Annotated in this window: 15 protein-coding genes and 1 pseudogene; 9 read left to right on the top strand and 7 right to left on the bottom strand. The window is 35.8% G+C overall.

What is annotated here, in order from left to right:
* The first annotated feature begins 16 nt into the window (after window positions 1-16).
* Together dacB and AC3FI7_RS05645 are read left to right on the top strand one after the other, a co-directional pair.
* Window positions 17-1390: a D-alanyl-D-alanine carboxypeptidase/D-alanyl-D-alanine endopeptidase gene (gene dacB, locus AC3FI7_RS05650; protein ID WP_491461613.1), complete on the top strand. Its 1374-nt coding sequence runs from the start codon at window positions 17-19 to the stop codon at window positions 1388-1390.
* Window positions 1391-1397: 7 nt separating this feature from the next.
* A complete protein-coding gene (locus AC3FI7_RS05645) occupies window positions 1398-2567 on the top strand; it encodes a sensor histidine kinase (RefSeq protein ID WP_142722820.1) in 1170 nt (389 codons plus the stop codon).
* A 134-nt stretch (window positions 2568-2701) separates the two neighbouring features.
* Here the strand turns inward: AC3FI7_RS05645 and AC3FI7_RS05640 are convergent, their stop codons facing one another.
* From AC3FI7_RS05640 to AC3FI7_RS05620, 5 genes are all read right to left on the bottom strand, one after another.
* Window positions 2702-4558 (bottom strand): M61 family metallopeptidase, encoded by a 1857-nt coding sequence (locus tag AC3FI7_RS05640; protein WP_343658624.1) that lies wholly within the window; start codon window positions 4556-4558, stop codon window positions 2702-2704.
* Window positions 4559-4689: 131 nt separating this feature from the next.
* Window positions 4690-6321, bottom strand: coding sequence for a M1 family metallopeptidase (locus tag AC3FI7_RS05635; protein ID WP_491461612.1), 1632 nt, complete (start codon window positions 6319-6321; stop codon window positions 4690-4692).
* 150 nt (window positions 6322-6471) lie between these two features.
* Window positions 6472-7299, bottom strand: coding sequence for a twin-arginine translocase subunit TatC (gene tatC / locus AC3FI7_RS05630; RefSeq protein WP_491461611.1), 828 nt, complete (start codon window positions 7297-7299; stop codon window positions 6472-6474).
* A 67-nt stretch (window positions 7300-7366) separates the two neighbouring features.
* A complete protein-coding gene (locus AC3FI7_RS05625; RefSeq protein WP_491461610.1) occupies window positions 7367-7804 on the bottom strand; it encodes a hypothetical protein in 438 nt (145 codons plus the stop codon).
* 160 nt (window positions 7805-7964) lie between these two features.
* The gene (locus AC3FI7_RS05620; protein WP_142722824.1) at window positions 7965-8924 is read right to left on the bottom strand and encodes a KpsF/GutQ family sugar-phosphate isomerase; all 960 of its coding nucleotides are present in this window, start codon (window positions 8922-8924) and stop codon (window positions 7965-7967) included.
* 158 nt (window positions 8925-9082) lie between these two features.
* Here AC3FI7_RS05620 and recQ point away from each other — a divergent pair, with 158 nt between their 5' ends.
* The 4 genes from recQ to AC3FI7_RS05600 all read left to right on the top strand — a co-directional run bounded on the left by recQ (window position 9083) and on the right by AC3FI7_RS05600 (window position 14535).
* Window positions 9083-11287, top strand: coding sequence for a DNA helicase RecQ (recQ, locus tag AC3FI7_RS05615; RefSeq protein ID WP_142722825.1), 2205 nt, complete (start codon window positions 9083-9085; stop codon window positions 11285-11287).
* A 194-nt stretch (window positions 11288-11481) separates the two neighbouring features.
* Window positions 11482-12561, top strand: coding sequence for a glycosyltransferase (locus AC3FI7_RS05610; protein ID WP_142722826.1), 1080 nt, complete (start codon window positions 11482-11484; stop codon window positions 12559-12561).
* Between the two features lie 135 nt (window positions 12562-12696).
* The gene (locus AC3FI7_RS05605) at window positions 12697-13824 is read left to right on the top strand and encodes a helix-turn-helix domain-containing protein (protein ID WP_343658620.1); all 1128 of its coding nucleotides are present in this window, start codon (window positions 12697-12699) and stop codon (window positions 13822-13824) included.
* 63 nt (window positions 13825-13887) lie between these two features.
* The gene (locus AC3FI7_RS05600; protein WP_491461609.1) at window positions 13888-14535 is read left to right on the top strand and encodes a DUF2306 domain-containing protein; all 648 of its coding nucleotides are present in this window, start codon (window positions 13888-13890) and stop codon (window positions 14533-14535) included.
* A gap of 90 nt (window positions 14536-14625) precedes the next feature.
* Here AC3FI7_RS05600 and AC3FI7_RS05595 read toward each other — a convergent pair whose 3' ends face one another.
* Window positions 14626-15291: a transposase family protein gene (locus AC3FI7_RS05595; protein WP_491461608.1), complete on the bottom strand. Its 666-nt coding sequence runs from the start codon at window positions 15289-15291 to the stop codon at window positions 14626-14628.
* Between the two features lie 189 nt (window positions 15292-15480).
* Between AC3FI7_RS05595 and AC3FI7_RS05590 the strand changes: the two genes are divergently transcribed.
* The gene (locus tag AC3FI7_RS05590; RefSeq protein WP_491461607.1) at window positions 15481-16539 is read left to right on the top strand and encodes a serine hydrolase domain-containing protein; all 1059 of its coding nucleotides are present in this window, start codon (window positions 15481-15483) and stop codon (window positions 16537-16539) included.
* A gap of 35 nt (window positions 16540-16574) precedes the next feature.
* Here AC3FI7_RS05590 and AC3FI7_RS05585 read toward each other — a convergent pair.
* Window positions 16575-16751 (bottom strand): annotated as a pseudogene (locus AC3FI7_RS05585) (IS5 family transposase); the annotation flags it as partial.
* 169 nt (window positions 16752-16920) lie between these two features.
* On the opposite strand from AC3FI7_RS05585, the gene AC3FI7_RS05580 reads away from it, so the two are divergent.
* Both AC3FI7_RS05580 and AC3FI7_RS05575 read left to right on the top strand, forming a co-directional pair.
* Window positions 16921-17265, top strand: a complete 345-nt coding sequence (locus AC3FI7_RS05580; RefSeq protein WP_142722831.1) for a hypothetical protein — start codon at window positions 16921-16923, stop codon at window positions 17263-17265.
* A gap of 38 nt (window positions 17266-17303) precedes the next feature.
* Complete coding sequence (locus AC3FI7_RS05575) at window positions 17304-17690, top strand: cupin domain-containing protein (protein WP_491461606.1); 387 nt, start codon at window positions 17304-17306, stop codon at window positions 17688-17690.
* The last annotated feature ends 65 nt before the right edge of the window (window positions 17691-17755 follow it).

Here is a 17755-nt window from a genome sequence, read left to right as displayed (position 1 = left end):
CCAAATTAACAATGTAATGAAAAAAACATTTGCTGTACTTACGCTTTCTGTACAGATGGTTACCGCACAGAATATTGCCCAGAAATTAGACAAAGTAACAAGGGATCTTATGGATTCTTCAGGAGCAGCTTCTTCCAGTTTATCATTTTATGTTTCAGATGAAAATGGTAATTTTATATATGAATACCAGGGAAATAAAGGCCTTTCGACGGCTTCTACGCAAAAAATTTTTACTGCGGGTGCTGCTCTGGAAACATTAGGAAAAAATTATACTTATACAACCACTTCAAGCTATTCTGGGAATATATCAGGAGGAACACTCAACGGAAACCTTTTCATCAGTTCCAACGGTGATCCCACATTGGGAAGCTGGAGGTATGAGGGCTATAAACCCGAAAATTTTAAAAAGAAATTAATTGATGCCATTAAAAACTCAGGGATAAAGAAAATATCCGGTGATCTGATTATTGATGATTCTTACTTTGATCATCAGACGATTCCCGGAGGGTGGCCATGGGACGACCTTGGCAATTACTATGGTGCCGGAGTATGGGGAATCAACTGGAAAGAAAACCAATTTGACATCAATATAAACGGAACCGATTTTAAAAGTTTTTCTTATCCTTTGGAAGGAGTACAGTGGCTCAATGACCTGAAAACCGGCGGAAGTTCAGATCAAAGTCTTATTTTTACTGCTCCCCATTCGAATGTTGCACTGATTAACGGGATACTTCCGGCAGGAAAAACGGTAACGGTTTCCGGTTCTACTCCTAATCCGCCTTTACAGCTGGCGGCAGAAGTAAAACAGTGGCTGAAAGAATCAGGGATTGAACTTTCAGGAAAGGCTGTGTCCAATTCACAGCTTGAAATAGAAGGAAAGAAAGCTTTGGCAGCCCCTAAAAATAATATTCTCCTAACATATCAGTCACCGACTCTGGATAAAATTGTTTACTGGTTTCTAAGAAAAAGCATCAATCTGTATGGGGAAACGTTAATTAAGACCTTAGGAAAAGAGAAAAAAGGAGATTCAGCCTTCAAAAGCGGAGTTTCTTATCTCAGGGAATTCTGGAAATCAAAAGGAATCAGTTCTAATATGATCAACTTTGCAGATGGAAGCGGACTTTCCCCACAAAATTATGTAGCTGCAAAAGCTGAAGTACAGGCACTTTTATATGCTAAAAAACAATCCTGGTTTGATGCATATTATGATGGATTCCCGGTTCAGGATAATGGAATGAAAATGAAAAGCGGAACAATGAAGGATACCAAATCTTTTGCAGGATATCATACAGCAAAAGATGGAAAAAAATACGTATTTTCGATTATTATCAATAACTATCAGGGAAGTGGAAGTACGGAGCTGCAGAAAATTCTGAATGTTTTAAAATAAAATACCATTGAGAAAATCCATACTCACCAGGCTGAACAACTGGATCATTTTTGTGGTCATGACTACTTTGGTTATTGCTATCATTGTGGCTTCAACATCACTTATCAATTTTCTCAGAAAAGAGGAGATTAAAAGGATCAGTCTCCTGTCCAAAGCCATTAGGATACAGCAGGAAGTAAAGACTCCTGATACAGATGTACTGGACCTGCTGCCGGATATTCTTAATATCAATAATACGATTCCGTTTATTGTCACAGATAAATATAAGAATCCGATTCTTGATCTCGGGTACTACAGAAATATCCCGGAAAGCACAATAAAAGATCCTGAAAAGCTTCAGGACCTGATCCGGAATATGGAAAAGAATTATGATCCTATTGAGATCAAAGTGCCGGATGGGAATAACCAGTTTGTCTATTATGACAACTCAAGACTGCTTAATAATCTTCGCTATTCACCTTATATTTTAGGATTGTTTATTTTATTGTATTTCGGTTTTTCATTCTGGTTTTTCAGAACGATCAAGAAGACAGATGAGGGATACCTGTGGGCCGGGTTGGCCAAAGAAACAGCTCATCAGATCGGAACGCCTTTATCTTCCATGATTGGCTGGATCGAAATTATGAAGCTGGATAATCCGGATTCGGAAGGAGTACATGAGATAGAAAAAGATATTGAAAGGCTCAGAACCATTTCTGAACGATTCTCCAAGATAGGATCTGTTCCTGAGCTGAATGACAGGAATTTCAATAAAACTATCCAGGAAAATTATGATTACTTAAAAACACGGATTTCCAGAAAAATCAATTTTACTCTGAACCTTCCAACGTATACTGTTATGGTCCCTCACAATAAAATTCTGATGAGCTGGGTCATTGAAAATCTGGTAAAAAATGCAGTAGATGCCATGAAAGGAGAAGGAGCAATCACCATGTCTGTTTTTGAAAGAAACAAAAATATTCTGATCGAAGTAAAAGATAACGGAAGCGGAATGACAAAACAACAGGCACGGAATGCTTTTAATCCCGGTTATTCTACCAAAAAAAGAGGTTGGGGGTTAGGATTGTCACTGGCCAGAAGAGTCATTCATGAATACCACAACGGGGATATCAAGATTTCCCAGACGGAAATAGGAAAGGGAAGCACTTTTAGAATAACCATCAGAAAGGAGGAGTGATGCTGACCTAAAAGTATTTATAAACAGGAAACCTAACAGGTTTTCAAAACCTGTTAGATTTGCATCAGATAGTCTTAGTCTTATGTCAATCTTAGAAAATAAAAAGCGGGGAAAAAATTTCCCCGCTTTTCTGTTTATTTTTTACCAGTAAGCCACTGGGTCTGCAGTTTCAGCTCTTCAGGAGTCGGATTCGCTTTAAATACAGGCGTTTCCATAGTCATTTTATCCAGAATAGCTTTTCCTTTCAGCGTCATTTTTTCTTTCTTACCGGCGTTATCTCTCAGAATGGTTACCGTTACTTCCTGTCCGTCTTTGATCGTTCTTGTATAACCGATAAAGTCCTGTACTTTTTTGATGTCTATTGTTTTTCCATCTAAAGCAAGTACCTGATCCGTGATTTTAAATCCTATACTTTTTGCAAAAGGAGATAATGCAGAGTGATCATCAAATGCAAAGGCATTGGTTTTATCATCAAAACCTGTCTGGTTCGGATCTTTGATAAACCAGAAAATTGGCTGGCTTTCCTGCTTTTTAATATCCACACCCACCATATTCAGATACTGGGCATAAGGAGTAGGCTGATTTCCTGCGATATATTTGTTGTAAAAGTCTTTTACCTGAGGATATCCGGTTACCGTTACCAGTTCATCAATCAGCTTATCATCTTTGAATGGTTTGTTTTCTCCAAATCTTTGAGACAGCTTTCTGATCATATCACGGTATCCCATTTCTCCGTTGGAAAGTTTTCTGAGTTCAATATCCAGACACATTGCCAGAAGGGCTCCTTTCTCATATACATTTCTGTACTGGTCTTTATAAGGCTCTACCAATACATTTTTACTCATTACGGTAAATGGCATTGTATCATCATAGCTCTTGGAGTTGGCAATCTTCTCACCAATTCGCTGAAGGAACTGATCTTTATTGATCAGGCCTTCCTGGATCTGGAACAGATTGGCGAAATACTCCGTTCCACCCTCGTACATCCATAAATGCTGAGACATTTTCGGATCTGCATAATCGAAATAGTGAATCTCTTCAGAATGGGTTTTCAGAGGATTTACTGTATGGAAGAATTCGTGGGAAACTACGTCTGTTATGGTGTTATCAATAGCATCTTTCGGCATTGCCTCAGGCAGTACCACACTTGTGGATTCATGGTGTTCCAGAGCTCCGAAACCTTTAACTGCAGGGCCGTCCCCTCCGGAAAGGTAAAGCATGATAGCATACTTTTTATTTGTGTTCATATCTCCCAGGAATTTTTTCTGGGCAATAACCATTTTTTCAAGATTATCTTTGAAGTCTGCAGCTTTGTATTTCCCTGTCGGAGAATATACACCCAATACAAGATCCATTCCTCCTGCATTGAAGGTAATATAATCAGGTTTGGTATACATTAGCGGAGAATCTGTCACCTTAGCGTAATTGGCAAGGGTATAGGTATCTGTGGATTCAGATTTATCCTGATCTACCAATGCTGTTGTTCCGTAAAAATCGGTTGGTTTCTGAACAATCAGCTGATAGGGAACATCCTGCATGTTTTCAATATACCCAATAAACCCATGGGTATTGATCATGTACACTTTTCCTGCTTCAATATCAGTTCCTGACGGAGAAAATACGGCTTTATGTTTTGAAGTATCCGTTTCTTCATCAAAACTGTCATTCACAAGATAGGAGATTTTGGAAAGTCCCTGTGCATTTTTCAGTGAGTAGGTATTATCATTTACTTTAGTGTAAGTAAGTTCTTTTCCTTTATTGTCATAAAATTTAATTCCTTCGATGAATCTTCCATAGTCGTCTACAGAATAAGTGCCGGGAACCGTTTTGGGAAAATGGAATTTGACATCCCCGGATTTCATTTTCGGAAATTCCATGGTAACGGCTACTTTATCATCTTTTACATTGACCAGATCAATGGTTGTTTTAATAGACTGGGCATTTGCCAAAAAAGCAGCAAAAATACCGAGACTAAGTACTGTTTTTCTCATTAGGTTTACATTAATAGTTAAATAGTTGCTTTTTTTATCATTTTGTTACGGGAAAAGTATTAAACTTTTCTTAAATTTTTAAGTAAAAAGAAAAAGGCAGATCTGCTGATATGCAAATTTGCCTTTTTTCCCTATTTAGTATTGTAATAATTGATATAATAGTTGGGATTAAACTCAACCGGAGTATCTTTTGTGAGCTTTACGGTCTGCCATTCTTCTGTAGGGTTAATGGTCTGGGCGCCATTGATAATGATGGGTAATTTCAGATTTTTTACCACATCTGTATAGCGGAACTTTAATGTATTGCCATTTTGAGTATATTCCAGGGTTGGTATTTTTATCGTTCTCAGATACTGATCAAAAACCGTGGAAAAATCAATTCCTGATTTTGAAGAAATATATTTTTCAATCTGCTGTGTAGTTACCGTCTGATGATAAAAATCTTTATTCAAGCCCCTTAGAATCTGTCTGAATTTTTCATCATTATTGATCACCTGTCTTATAGTATGAAGCATATTGGCTCCTTTCGGGTACATATCTCCGCTGCCTTCATTTCTTACGCCGTACCGGCCAATAATAGGAATGTCATTGTCTATCAATTTCCTGATTCCCTGAACATAGATGTCAGCCGATTTTTTGTCCATATATTTTTCCGTGAAAAGAGTCTCGGAATAATTGGTGAAACTCTCATGGATCCACATATCTGCCTGGTCTTTTGCCGTAATATTATTGGCGAACCATTCGTGGCCGCTTTCATGAATAATAATGAAATCCCAGTTTAGCCCTACTCCTGTCCCTGAAAGATCTCTGCCCAGATAGCCGTTCTGATATTTGTTTCCATAAGCTACATTACTCTGATGTTCCATGCCAAGGTGAGGAGATTCTACAAGTTTGTATGAATCTTCATAAAACGGATATGGACCAAACCAGTATTCAAATGCAGAGAGCATAGGTTTTACCTGTTGAAACTGTTTTTTTGCCTTGTCCAGATTATAGTCAATTACCCAATAATCCAGGTCCAGTTTTCCTTTTTCACCCTCAAATACATCTTTGAAATTGACATATTTCCCTATACTCGGGATAATGGAGTAGGCGTTGATAGGATTTTTAACTTCCCAGGTATAAGTGGTTTTGCTGCCTGTTGTTTTTTTATCAGTGAGTCTGCCGTTACCCACACCTACCAGATCATTAGGCGTTATAATTTTCATGATGACTCCATTATCTGGTTCATCGCTCCAGATATCTTTGGTAGGAAGCCATATGGAAGCTCCTATTCCCTCATCAGCAGCAGTCATCCATGGATTTCCTTTTTCGTCTTTAGTGAACACCCATCCTCCGTCCCATGGTGCGTTTTTAGCAATGGTTGGCTTTCCGGAATAGATTACGTTGATGGTGTATTTTTCACCTTTTTTGAATTTTTTATTCGTTGTAATGAAAATAAAATCCCCATCCTGCTTATAATTGGCAATAGGAAAGCTTCCTTCTATCTTATCAGCTTTCATAGGCTGCTGAAGATCGATCTGGAAAACAGGATTGATAACATCTTTTATAATTTCAAAACTGATTGTATTATTTCCTTTGATGCTTTTCTGTTCAAAATCCGGTTCTACAGAAAGATCATATTTTTTGACATCCCAAAAATTTCTGAATTCAGTATTGGAGCCCTTTAAAGTATCCTGCCTGGTGAAAACTTTACCCTTCTCAAAGAACTGTCCGAAAACCAATCCTGATGCAAATAAAAGGGTATATGATAATTTTTTCATGTAAAATTTAATTAATAATCTTTTCAAAATTATAAAATTAAATTAACAGCCCCGTACTGAAATGAAATTAAATACATAATTTAAGAAGACATAAAAAAGCCCGGTCATTGCCGGGCGGTGGTATATTGTGATATCTAAAAGTACGGTCAATTAGTCCTGTACTGCAGGAAGGTTTCCGTTACTTTTCTGTACTTTCTTGTAAGTAAAAGTACACATCATGATACTGAATTCATATAAGATAAGCAGTGGGAATGCCGCCATCAGCATACTCAAAACGTCTGCCGGTGTAATGATTGCTGCCACTACCATAATCAAAACAATAGCATGACGACGGTATGTTTTCATAAACTTTGGGGTAAGAATTCCGATGCTGGTAAGGAAATAGATCAGAATCGGGAAAAGGAAAATAACTCCCATACCCAACACTACCTGTAAAAATAAGGTGGTGTAATCACTTAAGTCATAAAGCGGAACAATAATATCTGAGATTTTAAAAATAACCCCGAAATTAACGGCAAACGGAAGGATTAAAAAATAACCGCATAATACTCCGGTCATAAAAAGCATCCATACTGCATTGATGATATAAATGGAATTCTTTTTCTCTCTCGGATGTAAAGCAGGACTGATAAAACGCCACAGTTCCCATACAATATAGGGAAAAGCCGCCACCATTCCCCCAAAAACAGAAACAGCCATCATTACATTAAACTGCTGATACAGTCTCTGTACACGGACAGGGAAATCTTTTGGAAGGTGAATACTGTCTTCCCCCAAAATCATTCTTGAAAAATGATTGACAACCCTGAAGGTAGGGAAATCATTTCTGGTAGGCCCAAAAAAGATATGGTCCATAATCCAGTTGATATTAAAACCAACTATAAAGGCCGCAATTATGATAGCAATAATCGAACGGATCAGATGCCCTCTTAATTCTCCTATATGCCCAAGAAAGGACATGTCTTTACCATCACTCACAGAATAAAATTTTTAGAGAGCAAATTTATGAAATATTTAGTTAAATGATCGATGTTGGATTCTAAAATTATCGAGGAACATATAATGCAAAATCAAAATCTCTTTCTTTAATATTCATTTCTGTTAAAAGGTCTTCTGCAGCTATATTTATTTTTTTCCACCTTTCATCGTTGCTAAGATCCAATGATTCGAAAAACCATTCTTCTTCATCCACTTCATCGGTAACCTTTTTAAAATCTTCTATTTTCAGTCTCAGCGATTCGCTGATGAACTTATTTCTGAATAACGATTCTATTTCTTCCCTGTCGGAAAATATACGTAAATCACTACCGATATCTGTCAGAGATAGACAGTCTGCTACATAATTAAATTTTTTATCATCATAAGTACAGAAGATCAGGCATCGGACAAACAAGATCAAAATAATCCTGGCTTTTTTGATCATAATAGAGATTTCTATCATGATGAGAATATTCATGACTATGATCAGGTTCCAAAGGCGCATGATACACTCTATTTCTCTGTGAATCCTGATAGTCAAGGTATTTTTTCAAAAATACAGGGAATAAGATCAGCAAATAAAGGATAACCATCATAATACCTTAAAAACACTTAATTAAAACGTTGAACCGGAGGTATGATATCTGAAATCTGTTATTTAAACTTTAGTTTATCCCTTCGTCTAACAGTTTATGCAGATCTATTATGCCGAAATATTTTCCGTTTTCTGTGACAACCAGCTGGCCGATATTATTTTCCTTCAGGATTTTCATCGCTTCTTTGGCAAGAGCATCTTTTTCAATGGTTCTCGGGCGGGCAGACATGATGTCTTTAGCCAATACCTTACTGATATCTTCTCCTTTCATCAGCATTCTTCTCAGATCTCCATCTGTGATCACACCGATAATCTGGTCTTCATGAGTTACCACTGTAATTCCGTGGCTGGAAGCACTGATAGAAATAATCACGTCTCTTATCGGAGAATCTTCTGCAACCTGAGGCTTTTGAGATGAAAGAAACTGCTCAACCTTAGAGGTCAGGTTCTTCCCTAAGCTTCCTCCAGGATGAAATTTGGCAAAATCGTTGGCCTTGAAATCGTTCAGTTCCATCAAGGCTACGGCAAGAGCATCCCCCAGCGCCATTTGTATAGTTGTAGAGCTGGTAGGGGCAAGTTTATTCGGACATGCTTCGACATCAACGTGAGTATCCAGAATAATTTCGGAAAACTCAGCCAGCTTACTGGTCTTATTGCCGGTCATTCCGATCAAAGCAGAAGAATAATCCTTCAGATAAGGAACCAGATTGGTAATTTCAGGAGAATTCCCGGAATTGGAGATGCATAAAACTACATCCTGCTTCTGGATCACTCCAAGATCTCCATGAATAGCTTCGGAAGCATGCAAAAATTGAGAAGGGGTACCTGTAGAGTTTAAAGTGGCTACGATTTTATTGCCAACGTGGGCAGATTTTCCTATTCCTACCACGATAAGCTTTCCTTTTGCCGAATGAATGATCTCTACTGCACGGGCAAACTGGTCATCTATTCTGTTTTTTAATTTTTCCAGTTCGGAAATCTCTATTTCTAAAGTGCTTTTTGCAATTGATATAATGTTGGTTCTATCCATTTTACGATGATAAGGTATACAAAAAAGTTCTTAAAAAACGTTATATTTTAAAAAGAATATTTAATATAAATTTTATTTTTTATAAATTCGTTCGCTTTTATTTTAAGCAGAATTTTTATAACTTTGGGTGAGATGCAAATTTAGCAATAGAAAATTAGATGAGCGCAAAAAAAGCCAATTTATCAGGCGAATTGAAAAAGTATTTTGGGTTTTCTACATTTAAGGGCCAGCAGGAACAGATTATAGACAACCTATTAGGTGGGAAGGATATATTTGTTTTAATGCCAACAGGTGGCGGAAAATCTTTATGTTACCAGCTTCCGGCACTTATTTCGGAAGGTACGGCAATTGTCGTTTCGCCCCTAATAGCATTGATGAAAAATCAGGTAGATGCAGTCAACGGCCTTTCATCTGATGATGGAGTAGCACATGTACTGAATTCATCATTAAACAAAACACAGACCAAACAGGTTTTTGACGATATCAAGAGCGGTAAAACCAAGCTTCTTTATGTAGCTCCTGAATCATTAATCAAGGATGATTACCTGGATTTTCTGAAAGAAGTGAAAATTTCCTTCTTTGCTATTGACGAGGCTCACTGTATTTCGGAATGGGGACATGATTTCAGACCGGAGTACAGGAATCTGAAACAGATTATAGATAAGATTGCCAATGTACCGGTAATTGCTTTGACAGCTACTGCTACTCCTAAGGTTCAGGATGATATCCAGAAGACTTTAGGGATGACTAATGCATTGGTCTTTAAAGAAAGTTTCAACCGTCCTAATCTATACTACGAAGTACGTCCGAAAGTCAACGTAGATAAGGAAATCGTTAGATTTATCAATCAGCATAAAGGAAAATCAGGAATAGTATATTGCCTTAGCCGAAGAAAAGTTGAGGAATTTGCCCAGCTTCTCCAGGTCAACGGAATCAATGCACTTCCTTACCATGCCGGTCTTGACCAGAAGGTGAGGGTGGCCAATCAGGATAAGTTTCTGATGGAAGAGGTGGATGTAATTGTGGCAACGATCGCTTTCGGAATGGGAATTGATAAACCGGATGTACGTTTTGTCATTCACTATGACTTCCCGAAATCACTGGAAAGCTATTACCAGGAAACCGGAAGAGCAGGAAGAGATGGAGGTGAAGGCCACTGTCTGGCATTTTATGATCCGAAAGATATCGAAAAACTGGAAAAATTCCTGGCACAGAAACCGGTTTCTGAGAGAGAAATCGGACTACAGCTCTTGAATGAAGTGGTAGGCTATGCTGAAACTTCAATGAGCAGGAGACAGTATATTCTGTATTATTTTGGAGAAAGTTTTGATCCTGTGAATGGAGATGGAGCAAAAATGTGTGATAACTCCTCCAACCCTCCAAAATTGAAGGATGCAACTGCCGATCTGAAAAAAGCGCTGGAGCTTATCAACGATACCGGTGAGAAATTCAAAGCTAAAGATCTTATTTCTGTTATCGCAGGCAAAGAAACTGCAGTGACGAAATCCTATAAGCTTGAGCAAAGCTCTCATTTTGGATTTGGAAAAGAAGAAAAAGATAATTACTGGAAAACAATTTTAAGACAGGCGACTGTTCAGAATTTTTTACAGAAAGATATTGAAACTTATGGCGTTTTAAAGATTACCGAGAAAGGGAAAAGTGTCCTGAATGGTAAATCTAAAGATGTTTTCTTAATTGCTGAAGACAGAGAATTTGATCTTACTCAGGCAAAAGCAGAGAGTGATCAGGTGCAGCAGCAGGCTGGAGGAGGTCTGGATCAGAATCTTTTCAATCTGTTGAAGGAATTGAGAAAAAAAGTGGCCAAAAAACATGGAATTCCACCATACACAGTATTCATGGATCCGAGCCTGGAGGATATGACGGTTCAGTATCCGATCACAGTAGATGAAATTACCAAAATCTATGGAGTAGGAGAAGGAAAGGCTAAAAAATACGGTAAAGAATTTGCAGATTATATCAAAACGTATGTAGAAGATAACAATATCGAACGTACCCAGGATATGGTATTGAAGCAGGTGGCCAATAAATCCAGCCACAAAGTTTTTATTATCCAGAGCACTGATAAGAAAATTGATCTTGAAGATATCGCAAGAGCTAAAAATCTTTCGATGGATGAACTTCTGAAAGAAATGGAAAGGATCGTTTATCAGGGAACAAAGCTGAACATCGATTACTATATTGAAGATAATTTTGATGAAGACATTGTAGACGGTTTCATGGAATTCATGAACGAATCTGAAAGTGACAGTATGAAAGTGCTGCTGGATGAATTCGGGGATGAACTTTCTGATGAAGAAGTGAGAATGCTGAGAATTAAATTCATCAGTGATGTCGCGAACTAAGATTTAGAATTAGAAATATAAAATAAGCTCTTCAGATGAAGGGCTTATTTTATTATAATCTGTACTTTTAATGATGAGATTCAAAATAGCATCATTTTAAAGCTTCGTTAATTTCTGTTAATAACCATCAAAACGACAATCTTCAGGCTTCCAATATTTGAAAGATAACTAAACTTTTTAGTAACTTTGATAGGATGAAAAAAATATCTGTCATATTTATTCTGCCGGATTTAGAAACCGGGGGCGCAGAAAGGATTGTTACCACCATAGCAAATCATCTTTCCAGAGATCGGTTTGAACCCAAGATTTTGCTCTTACGCAAACAGGGCGGATATTTGAATTTCCTGAAAAAAGATGTAGAAATTATCGATATCAATACGGAAAGAATAAGACATTCATTAAGGCCTATTTTAGGTGAAATATACAGGAGAAAACCGGATATTGTCTTCTCTGGTTTTGGTGAGGTAAATGCCTACTTATCATTATTCATAAAGCTTTTTCCAAGAACGAAATTCATCGCAAGGGAAACCAATGTTGTTACCCAGCACGTCACCCGTAAAGAAATCAAATTTTTCTACAATTTTTACAATAATTATCAGAAAATCATTGCACAAAGTGATGATATGATGAAGGATCTTGTTGATAATTTTAACATTAAAAAGAAAAAAATTGTCAAGATTAACAACCCTGTAGACTTTGATTTTATAGAGGAGAAAATGGCCTTGTCCTTAAAGCCTGAATGTTTCAAATACAACTATAAAAATGTAGTTGCGATTGGTAATTTATCTTCCAGAAAAGGATTTGATAACTTACTGAAGGTCTTTTCAAGACTGAAAAATGAAAATATTATGCTTCATATCCTGGGAGATGGAAAAGATAAAGACCTTCTGCTTCAGACAAAGGAACTTTTAGGACTGAAGAAAGTGATCTTCCATGGCAGACAGGATAATCCTTACCAATATCTTAAATATGCTGATTTATTTGTTCTTTCTTCGAGATACGAAGGTTTTCCCAATGTTCTTCTGGAGGCAGGAGCCTGCGGAACTTATTCCCTTGCCAACAACTGTCCCGGAGGAATCAATGAAATCATTCAGCATCATATAAATGGTGAGGTTGCCCACATTGAAAACTATGATGGTTTTGCTCAGCAGATTGTGAAGATTCTTCAGAATAATTATAATAGAGATGCGATAAAAAACTCAATTAAATCGAGATTTTCAAAGAATATTATTCTTGATAAATATGAAAAGGTACTACTGGACCTTATAAAATAAGATAAATATATTTGATCAGCTAAAGCAGAACAGATATATTGAAGCTAAATATGAAAAAATGGTTATCTGGAATTACAATGAGACTGTGCGGGTTGTCCGATATATCAAAACAATAACTTAATATTTTTGCCCTTTATGATATTGGAAAATTTTTCTTTTTCGGGAATCATTGTTGCATTGATGTGTATGGCATTGCTGCTTTCCAAAAAGAAAAATAGTTCTTCTGATTACTACCTTATCATATGGCTCTTGGTTTGTACGGTCAATCTGGTGTACTATTTATTCCCGACCTTTCTTCCTGAACAATTTCAGTCTTTCGGCTTTGCACTTCCGGTGCTTAGTACAGGAATGCTTTATTTGTATGTTATTTCGATCACTTTTAATATCCCATTTCATCCAAACTATTTAATCAGACATTCGGTATTCTTTATTGTTTACAGTTGTATTTTTATAGGCATTTCGACATTTTACAGCCGGATAGGATTTAAGAACAGCATTCCTTATTTTATGGACAGCCATTCGAACGAAATACTGGATTTCTTAACATTTCCGATGGCCGCAGTTCCTGTAGTATATATTGTGCTGTGTTTTCTGGCTTTAAGGAAATATCAGAAAATGCTTCCTGAATATTACTCAGCTCTGGAAAGAATCAATCTTAACTGGCTGAAGTATATAATGGTGTCTTTAATTATACTTTTTATTGGGGTTTTCTTCATGATTGCTCTGGGAACAAAAACAGACCTGATTCCCAGAGGAAGGATCTTCCAAACTGTTGCCGCTGTACAGAGCGGATATTTATTGTGTATTGTATTCTTTAGCTTAAGGCAAAGTATTGTTTTTAATCAGCAGGGAACACTTGATATCAACATTGTTACTGACAAAGAAGAGAAAGTAAATATTCAGACTCAGAAGCATTCTGATGAAAGTGCTCAAAAGCTTTTAGAATTCATGCAGAAAGAAAGGCCTTATCTAGATGAAGAGTTAAGCCTTCAGAAATTATCTTTATTAATGGAGGTTTCTACCCATCAGCTTTCACAGACAATCAACCAGGGACTTAATACCAATTTCTACAGATTTGTCAATGCTTACAGGATTGAAGAAGTCCGGAAAAAATTAAGAGATCCTGAATTTGAAAAATACTCAATCCTGGGAATTGCTTTTGAATCAGGTTTTAATTCCAAGTCCACTTTCAATAAAATCTTTAAAGAAGAAACAGGAATGACTCCATCGGAATTTAAGAAGTCCGAATCCGCAAAAAAATAGTCCTAACCGATCATTTAGGACGACGGAACCATTTCTTTAGGGGATTTTTGCCATCAAAAAAGTATGGATACACCTCTTCATTTAAGCAATATTGTTTTGCATGTTATCAGTGGAACGATAGCATTGATTCTGGGATTTTTGATCCTGTTAAAAGAAAAAGGAACAAAGCTGCATATACAATCCGGATATATTTTTATCTGTTGCATGGTGATTGTTGTAATTACCGGAGCTTTCGGTGTCATTATCTTTAAAAGAAACTTATTTCTTCTCCTGATTACAGTTTTGGCGGGTTACAATACCTATTCAGGTTTCAGAATATTAAAGGAAAAGTCAAACCGCTTCTATATCAAAGATATGTTAGTGATGCTGGGAGCTTTAATCATTACTTTTGTATTTATATATTATCTCAGGTCCATTGGATTCTATTGGAATCCGATCGTCATTTATTCAGGGGTAGGCTATTTGCTGCTGGTGATTTTATATGATATCTTTCGGTATTTGATTCCTGAATCCAGGTATGGTAATCTCTGGAGGTATGAGCATTCCAGTAAAATGATAAGTGCGCTGGGTGCTCTTTTATCTGCATTTGTGGGAACTCTTTTACCGGACTGTAAACCTTATAGTCAAATCCTTCCGTCTTTGTTTATGACCCTGATGATGATCTTTTTCAATATTAAAATTTATGTCCGGCTGAAAAAACAAAAAATATAATGGGATTGTAATTAAAAGATAAAATATTAAATAATCAGACATAAAGGTTAGAATAAAAACTCTGTGTGTAGTATTTTTTACTTGGTGAACTCATCTTGATTTTCTTTTTATGAATTTTTTACAAGCAATAACAATAAAAGCTAAATAATTGAATCCGATCAAGCTTGTTAGTATTGTATCAAATCTATTAAGTATAGACCTGAAGCTATCCAGCCAAGCATTTGTTATTTCTATGGTATAGCACTTCTTATAAAGTTCTTCATCAAAATAATGGTCATTATCTATACCAGAATTTCTTTTATTGTGGGCAATATTAACAATTATTCCCAATTGTGAATCTTTTGAGCGCAAATTCTCAGCATCAAATCCCGAATCAAAATCCAAAAGACTATCTAGTGAAATACCTGACCCACGTAAAAAATTCGTGAGTTTCTCAAAATATTCTTCAATATTAAACAGGTCGTTATGATTCCCGCAAACCGACATAGACATAGCTAAAGGCAATCCGTTTTCAGGTAGAGGGTACCACTGAGTACCGGTTTTAAGTTTATACAATATATAGTTAATAATTTCACAAATAGGAACTTTTGATTTAAAACCTTTTTTCCCAAAGGGATATAAGGAACAATTTCGGATTCTAATGTATCTTTGCTCAGTACTTGGTGCAAGGGATGGGATATTTTTTTGGTTTAGCGACTCTAATTTCCTAATCCTTTTTTTATTTGAAATAAAAAATATAATTTTTGCAAAAGTCAAGATGACTTCATTTATTAATTTATAACAAAAAAGTATTAATATGTTTAAATTTAATAATATCAAAAAAGGATTGCTTATATTTTTAAAGGATATTCTGCGAATTTTTATGGATAAACACAATTCAATAGCGGATACAATCAGGTTGGCAATACTTACAACCACAAAACATTTAACGACAATAATTTTTTAATGACACATATTTTCAAACTAACTTTCATTGCAACAGCATTTCTTTTTATGTCCTGCAACTTTTCAGCCCAAACAAAAGATTATTATTCTGCAAGAATTGACAGCTTAATGAATCGGTTTCACAATAACGGAATGTTCAATGGAAATGTTCTTGTTTCAAAAAATAATAAAATTATTTATAATTGTTCATTTGGATTTGCTGATGCTAATAAAACAACAAAATTAACCAGTGATTACAAATTCAACATCGGGTCGATTACAAAAGAATTTAGTGCAGTTGCCCTGATGCAATTAATAGAAAAAGGAGAGCTGACATTAAATGATAAAATTTCAAAAATTTTTCCGGAACTGCCAGAATGGTCAAATAAAGTTTCTATAAAAGATTTATTACAGTACACCAGTGGTTTACCTGATGTAAACTGGAAAAAAATTAAAAGTAATGAGGATATTTTTGAGGATTTAAAAGCTATTGACACACTAAATTTCGATCCGGGAACTCAATATGATTATAATAACAATAATTTTTTTCTCAGACTATCTATTATTGAAAAGATTGGAGGAATGAGCTACAAAGACTATGTCCAGCAAAATATTTTTAAACCTTTGAAGATGAATTCGGCAGAAATAACTCCTATTCAAGAAAATCACAATATTGCTAAAGGTTTCAATAATAAATTGATTGAGGATAAATCTGATTTTTTGGTTGGTGGTACTTTCTTAACAACAACTGATTTATTAAAGTTTTTAGACAATCTTCATTCAAACAAAATTATTAGTAAAAATTCATTATTTGAATTAGGTCAACATTTCAATAAAGAAGACACACAATCTGCTTTAGGTGAAGCAAAATTTAAAAATAAAATATTGCTTGAACACTCACACGATGGAAGGGGGGGAAGTTATGAAGCACTAATGATTACAAATATGAAGAATAGTTTTAGTATCATACTTTTAAGTAATAACTATCAAGGTAAGATTTTTGAAATTTCTCAAGCGATTATTTCAATATTGAACAATCAGAAGTCTGGATTATCCAAAAAGCGTTTTTTTCTGCCCTGATAACCTACCGCTTCACCGCCTCTCAAAGCCGTTTCCTGGCTGAACAATTGTAATACAGGTAGAAGATACCACTGAGTACCGGTTTTAAGTTTATACAATATACAGTTAATAATCTCACAAATAGGAACTTTTGATTTAAAACCTCTTTTTCCCAAGGGGATATAAGGAACAGTTTCGGATTCTAATGTATCTTTGCTTAGTACTTGGTACAAGGGATGGGATATTTTTTTGTTTAGCGACTCTAATTTCCTAATTCCTTTTTTTATTTGAAATAAAAAATATAATTTTTGCAAAAGCCAAGATGACTTCGGTATATACAATTGACGGTAATTGCGGATTAAAGTGTTTTTATTATTTTTATATTTTTAAAAGAATGATAAAATGAAAACAATTCCTAAGATAGGATGTGCGTGTGAAAAACCTGATTTTAATTATACTGAGTTCAGAAGTTCAGAATTGGGTATCGATCATACCAACGGAAGATATGGAGAAGTAACGATTCAGCAGTGCAAGCTGTGTCAGAGAATTTGGGTTCATTATTTTGTGGAATATGAACATTATTCCAAATCAGGAAGATGGTATAAAGGAATTGTTTCTAAAAAAGACCGGTCACAGATCACCCCGGAAAATGCAGTAGAATATCTTGAAAGCCTGGAATGGTACGTATATGGAGGATCGTTTTTTGAAAGTACAGGAACAATTGGACAAGGAAAGCTGAATGTGTAATATTGTTAATGTTTAATAATAAATTAATTACCCTATCAATGAAGCCGTTTATAATGACTGTTTTAATGCTGAGTTCTATTATAATAATGGCTCAGCAGAAATCAATCTCCAGAAAACAATTACTGAAAACTATTATTGATCAGAATGTAAAATCCACGGAGATTCAGGAAATAACAATGGCTGCAGGACAGGGAGCTCCCGAGCATCTGCATCCCTGTCCCGTTTTAGGAATAATAAATTCCGGCGAAGCTGTTTTTCAGATAGAAGGGCAAGAAAAAAGAGTGCTTCATAAAGGGGATGCTTTCTATGAACCTAAGAATGTGAGAATTCTTCATTTTGATAATGCATCAGCCAAACAACCTCTTGTCTTTACCGCAATGTATCTGAAAGAGGGGAATGAGGAAAATATAAAATTCATAAAATAATACTTTTCACGAAACCAAAGCATATAATTATCATTTTTAAAATTGATAAAACTCACTTTGGTGCT

This window comes from Chryseobacterium sp. TQ-BC-N36 (assembly GCF_058382295.1).
This window is presented reverse-complemented; position numbering and strand designations above follow the sequence as displayed.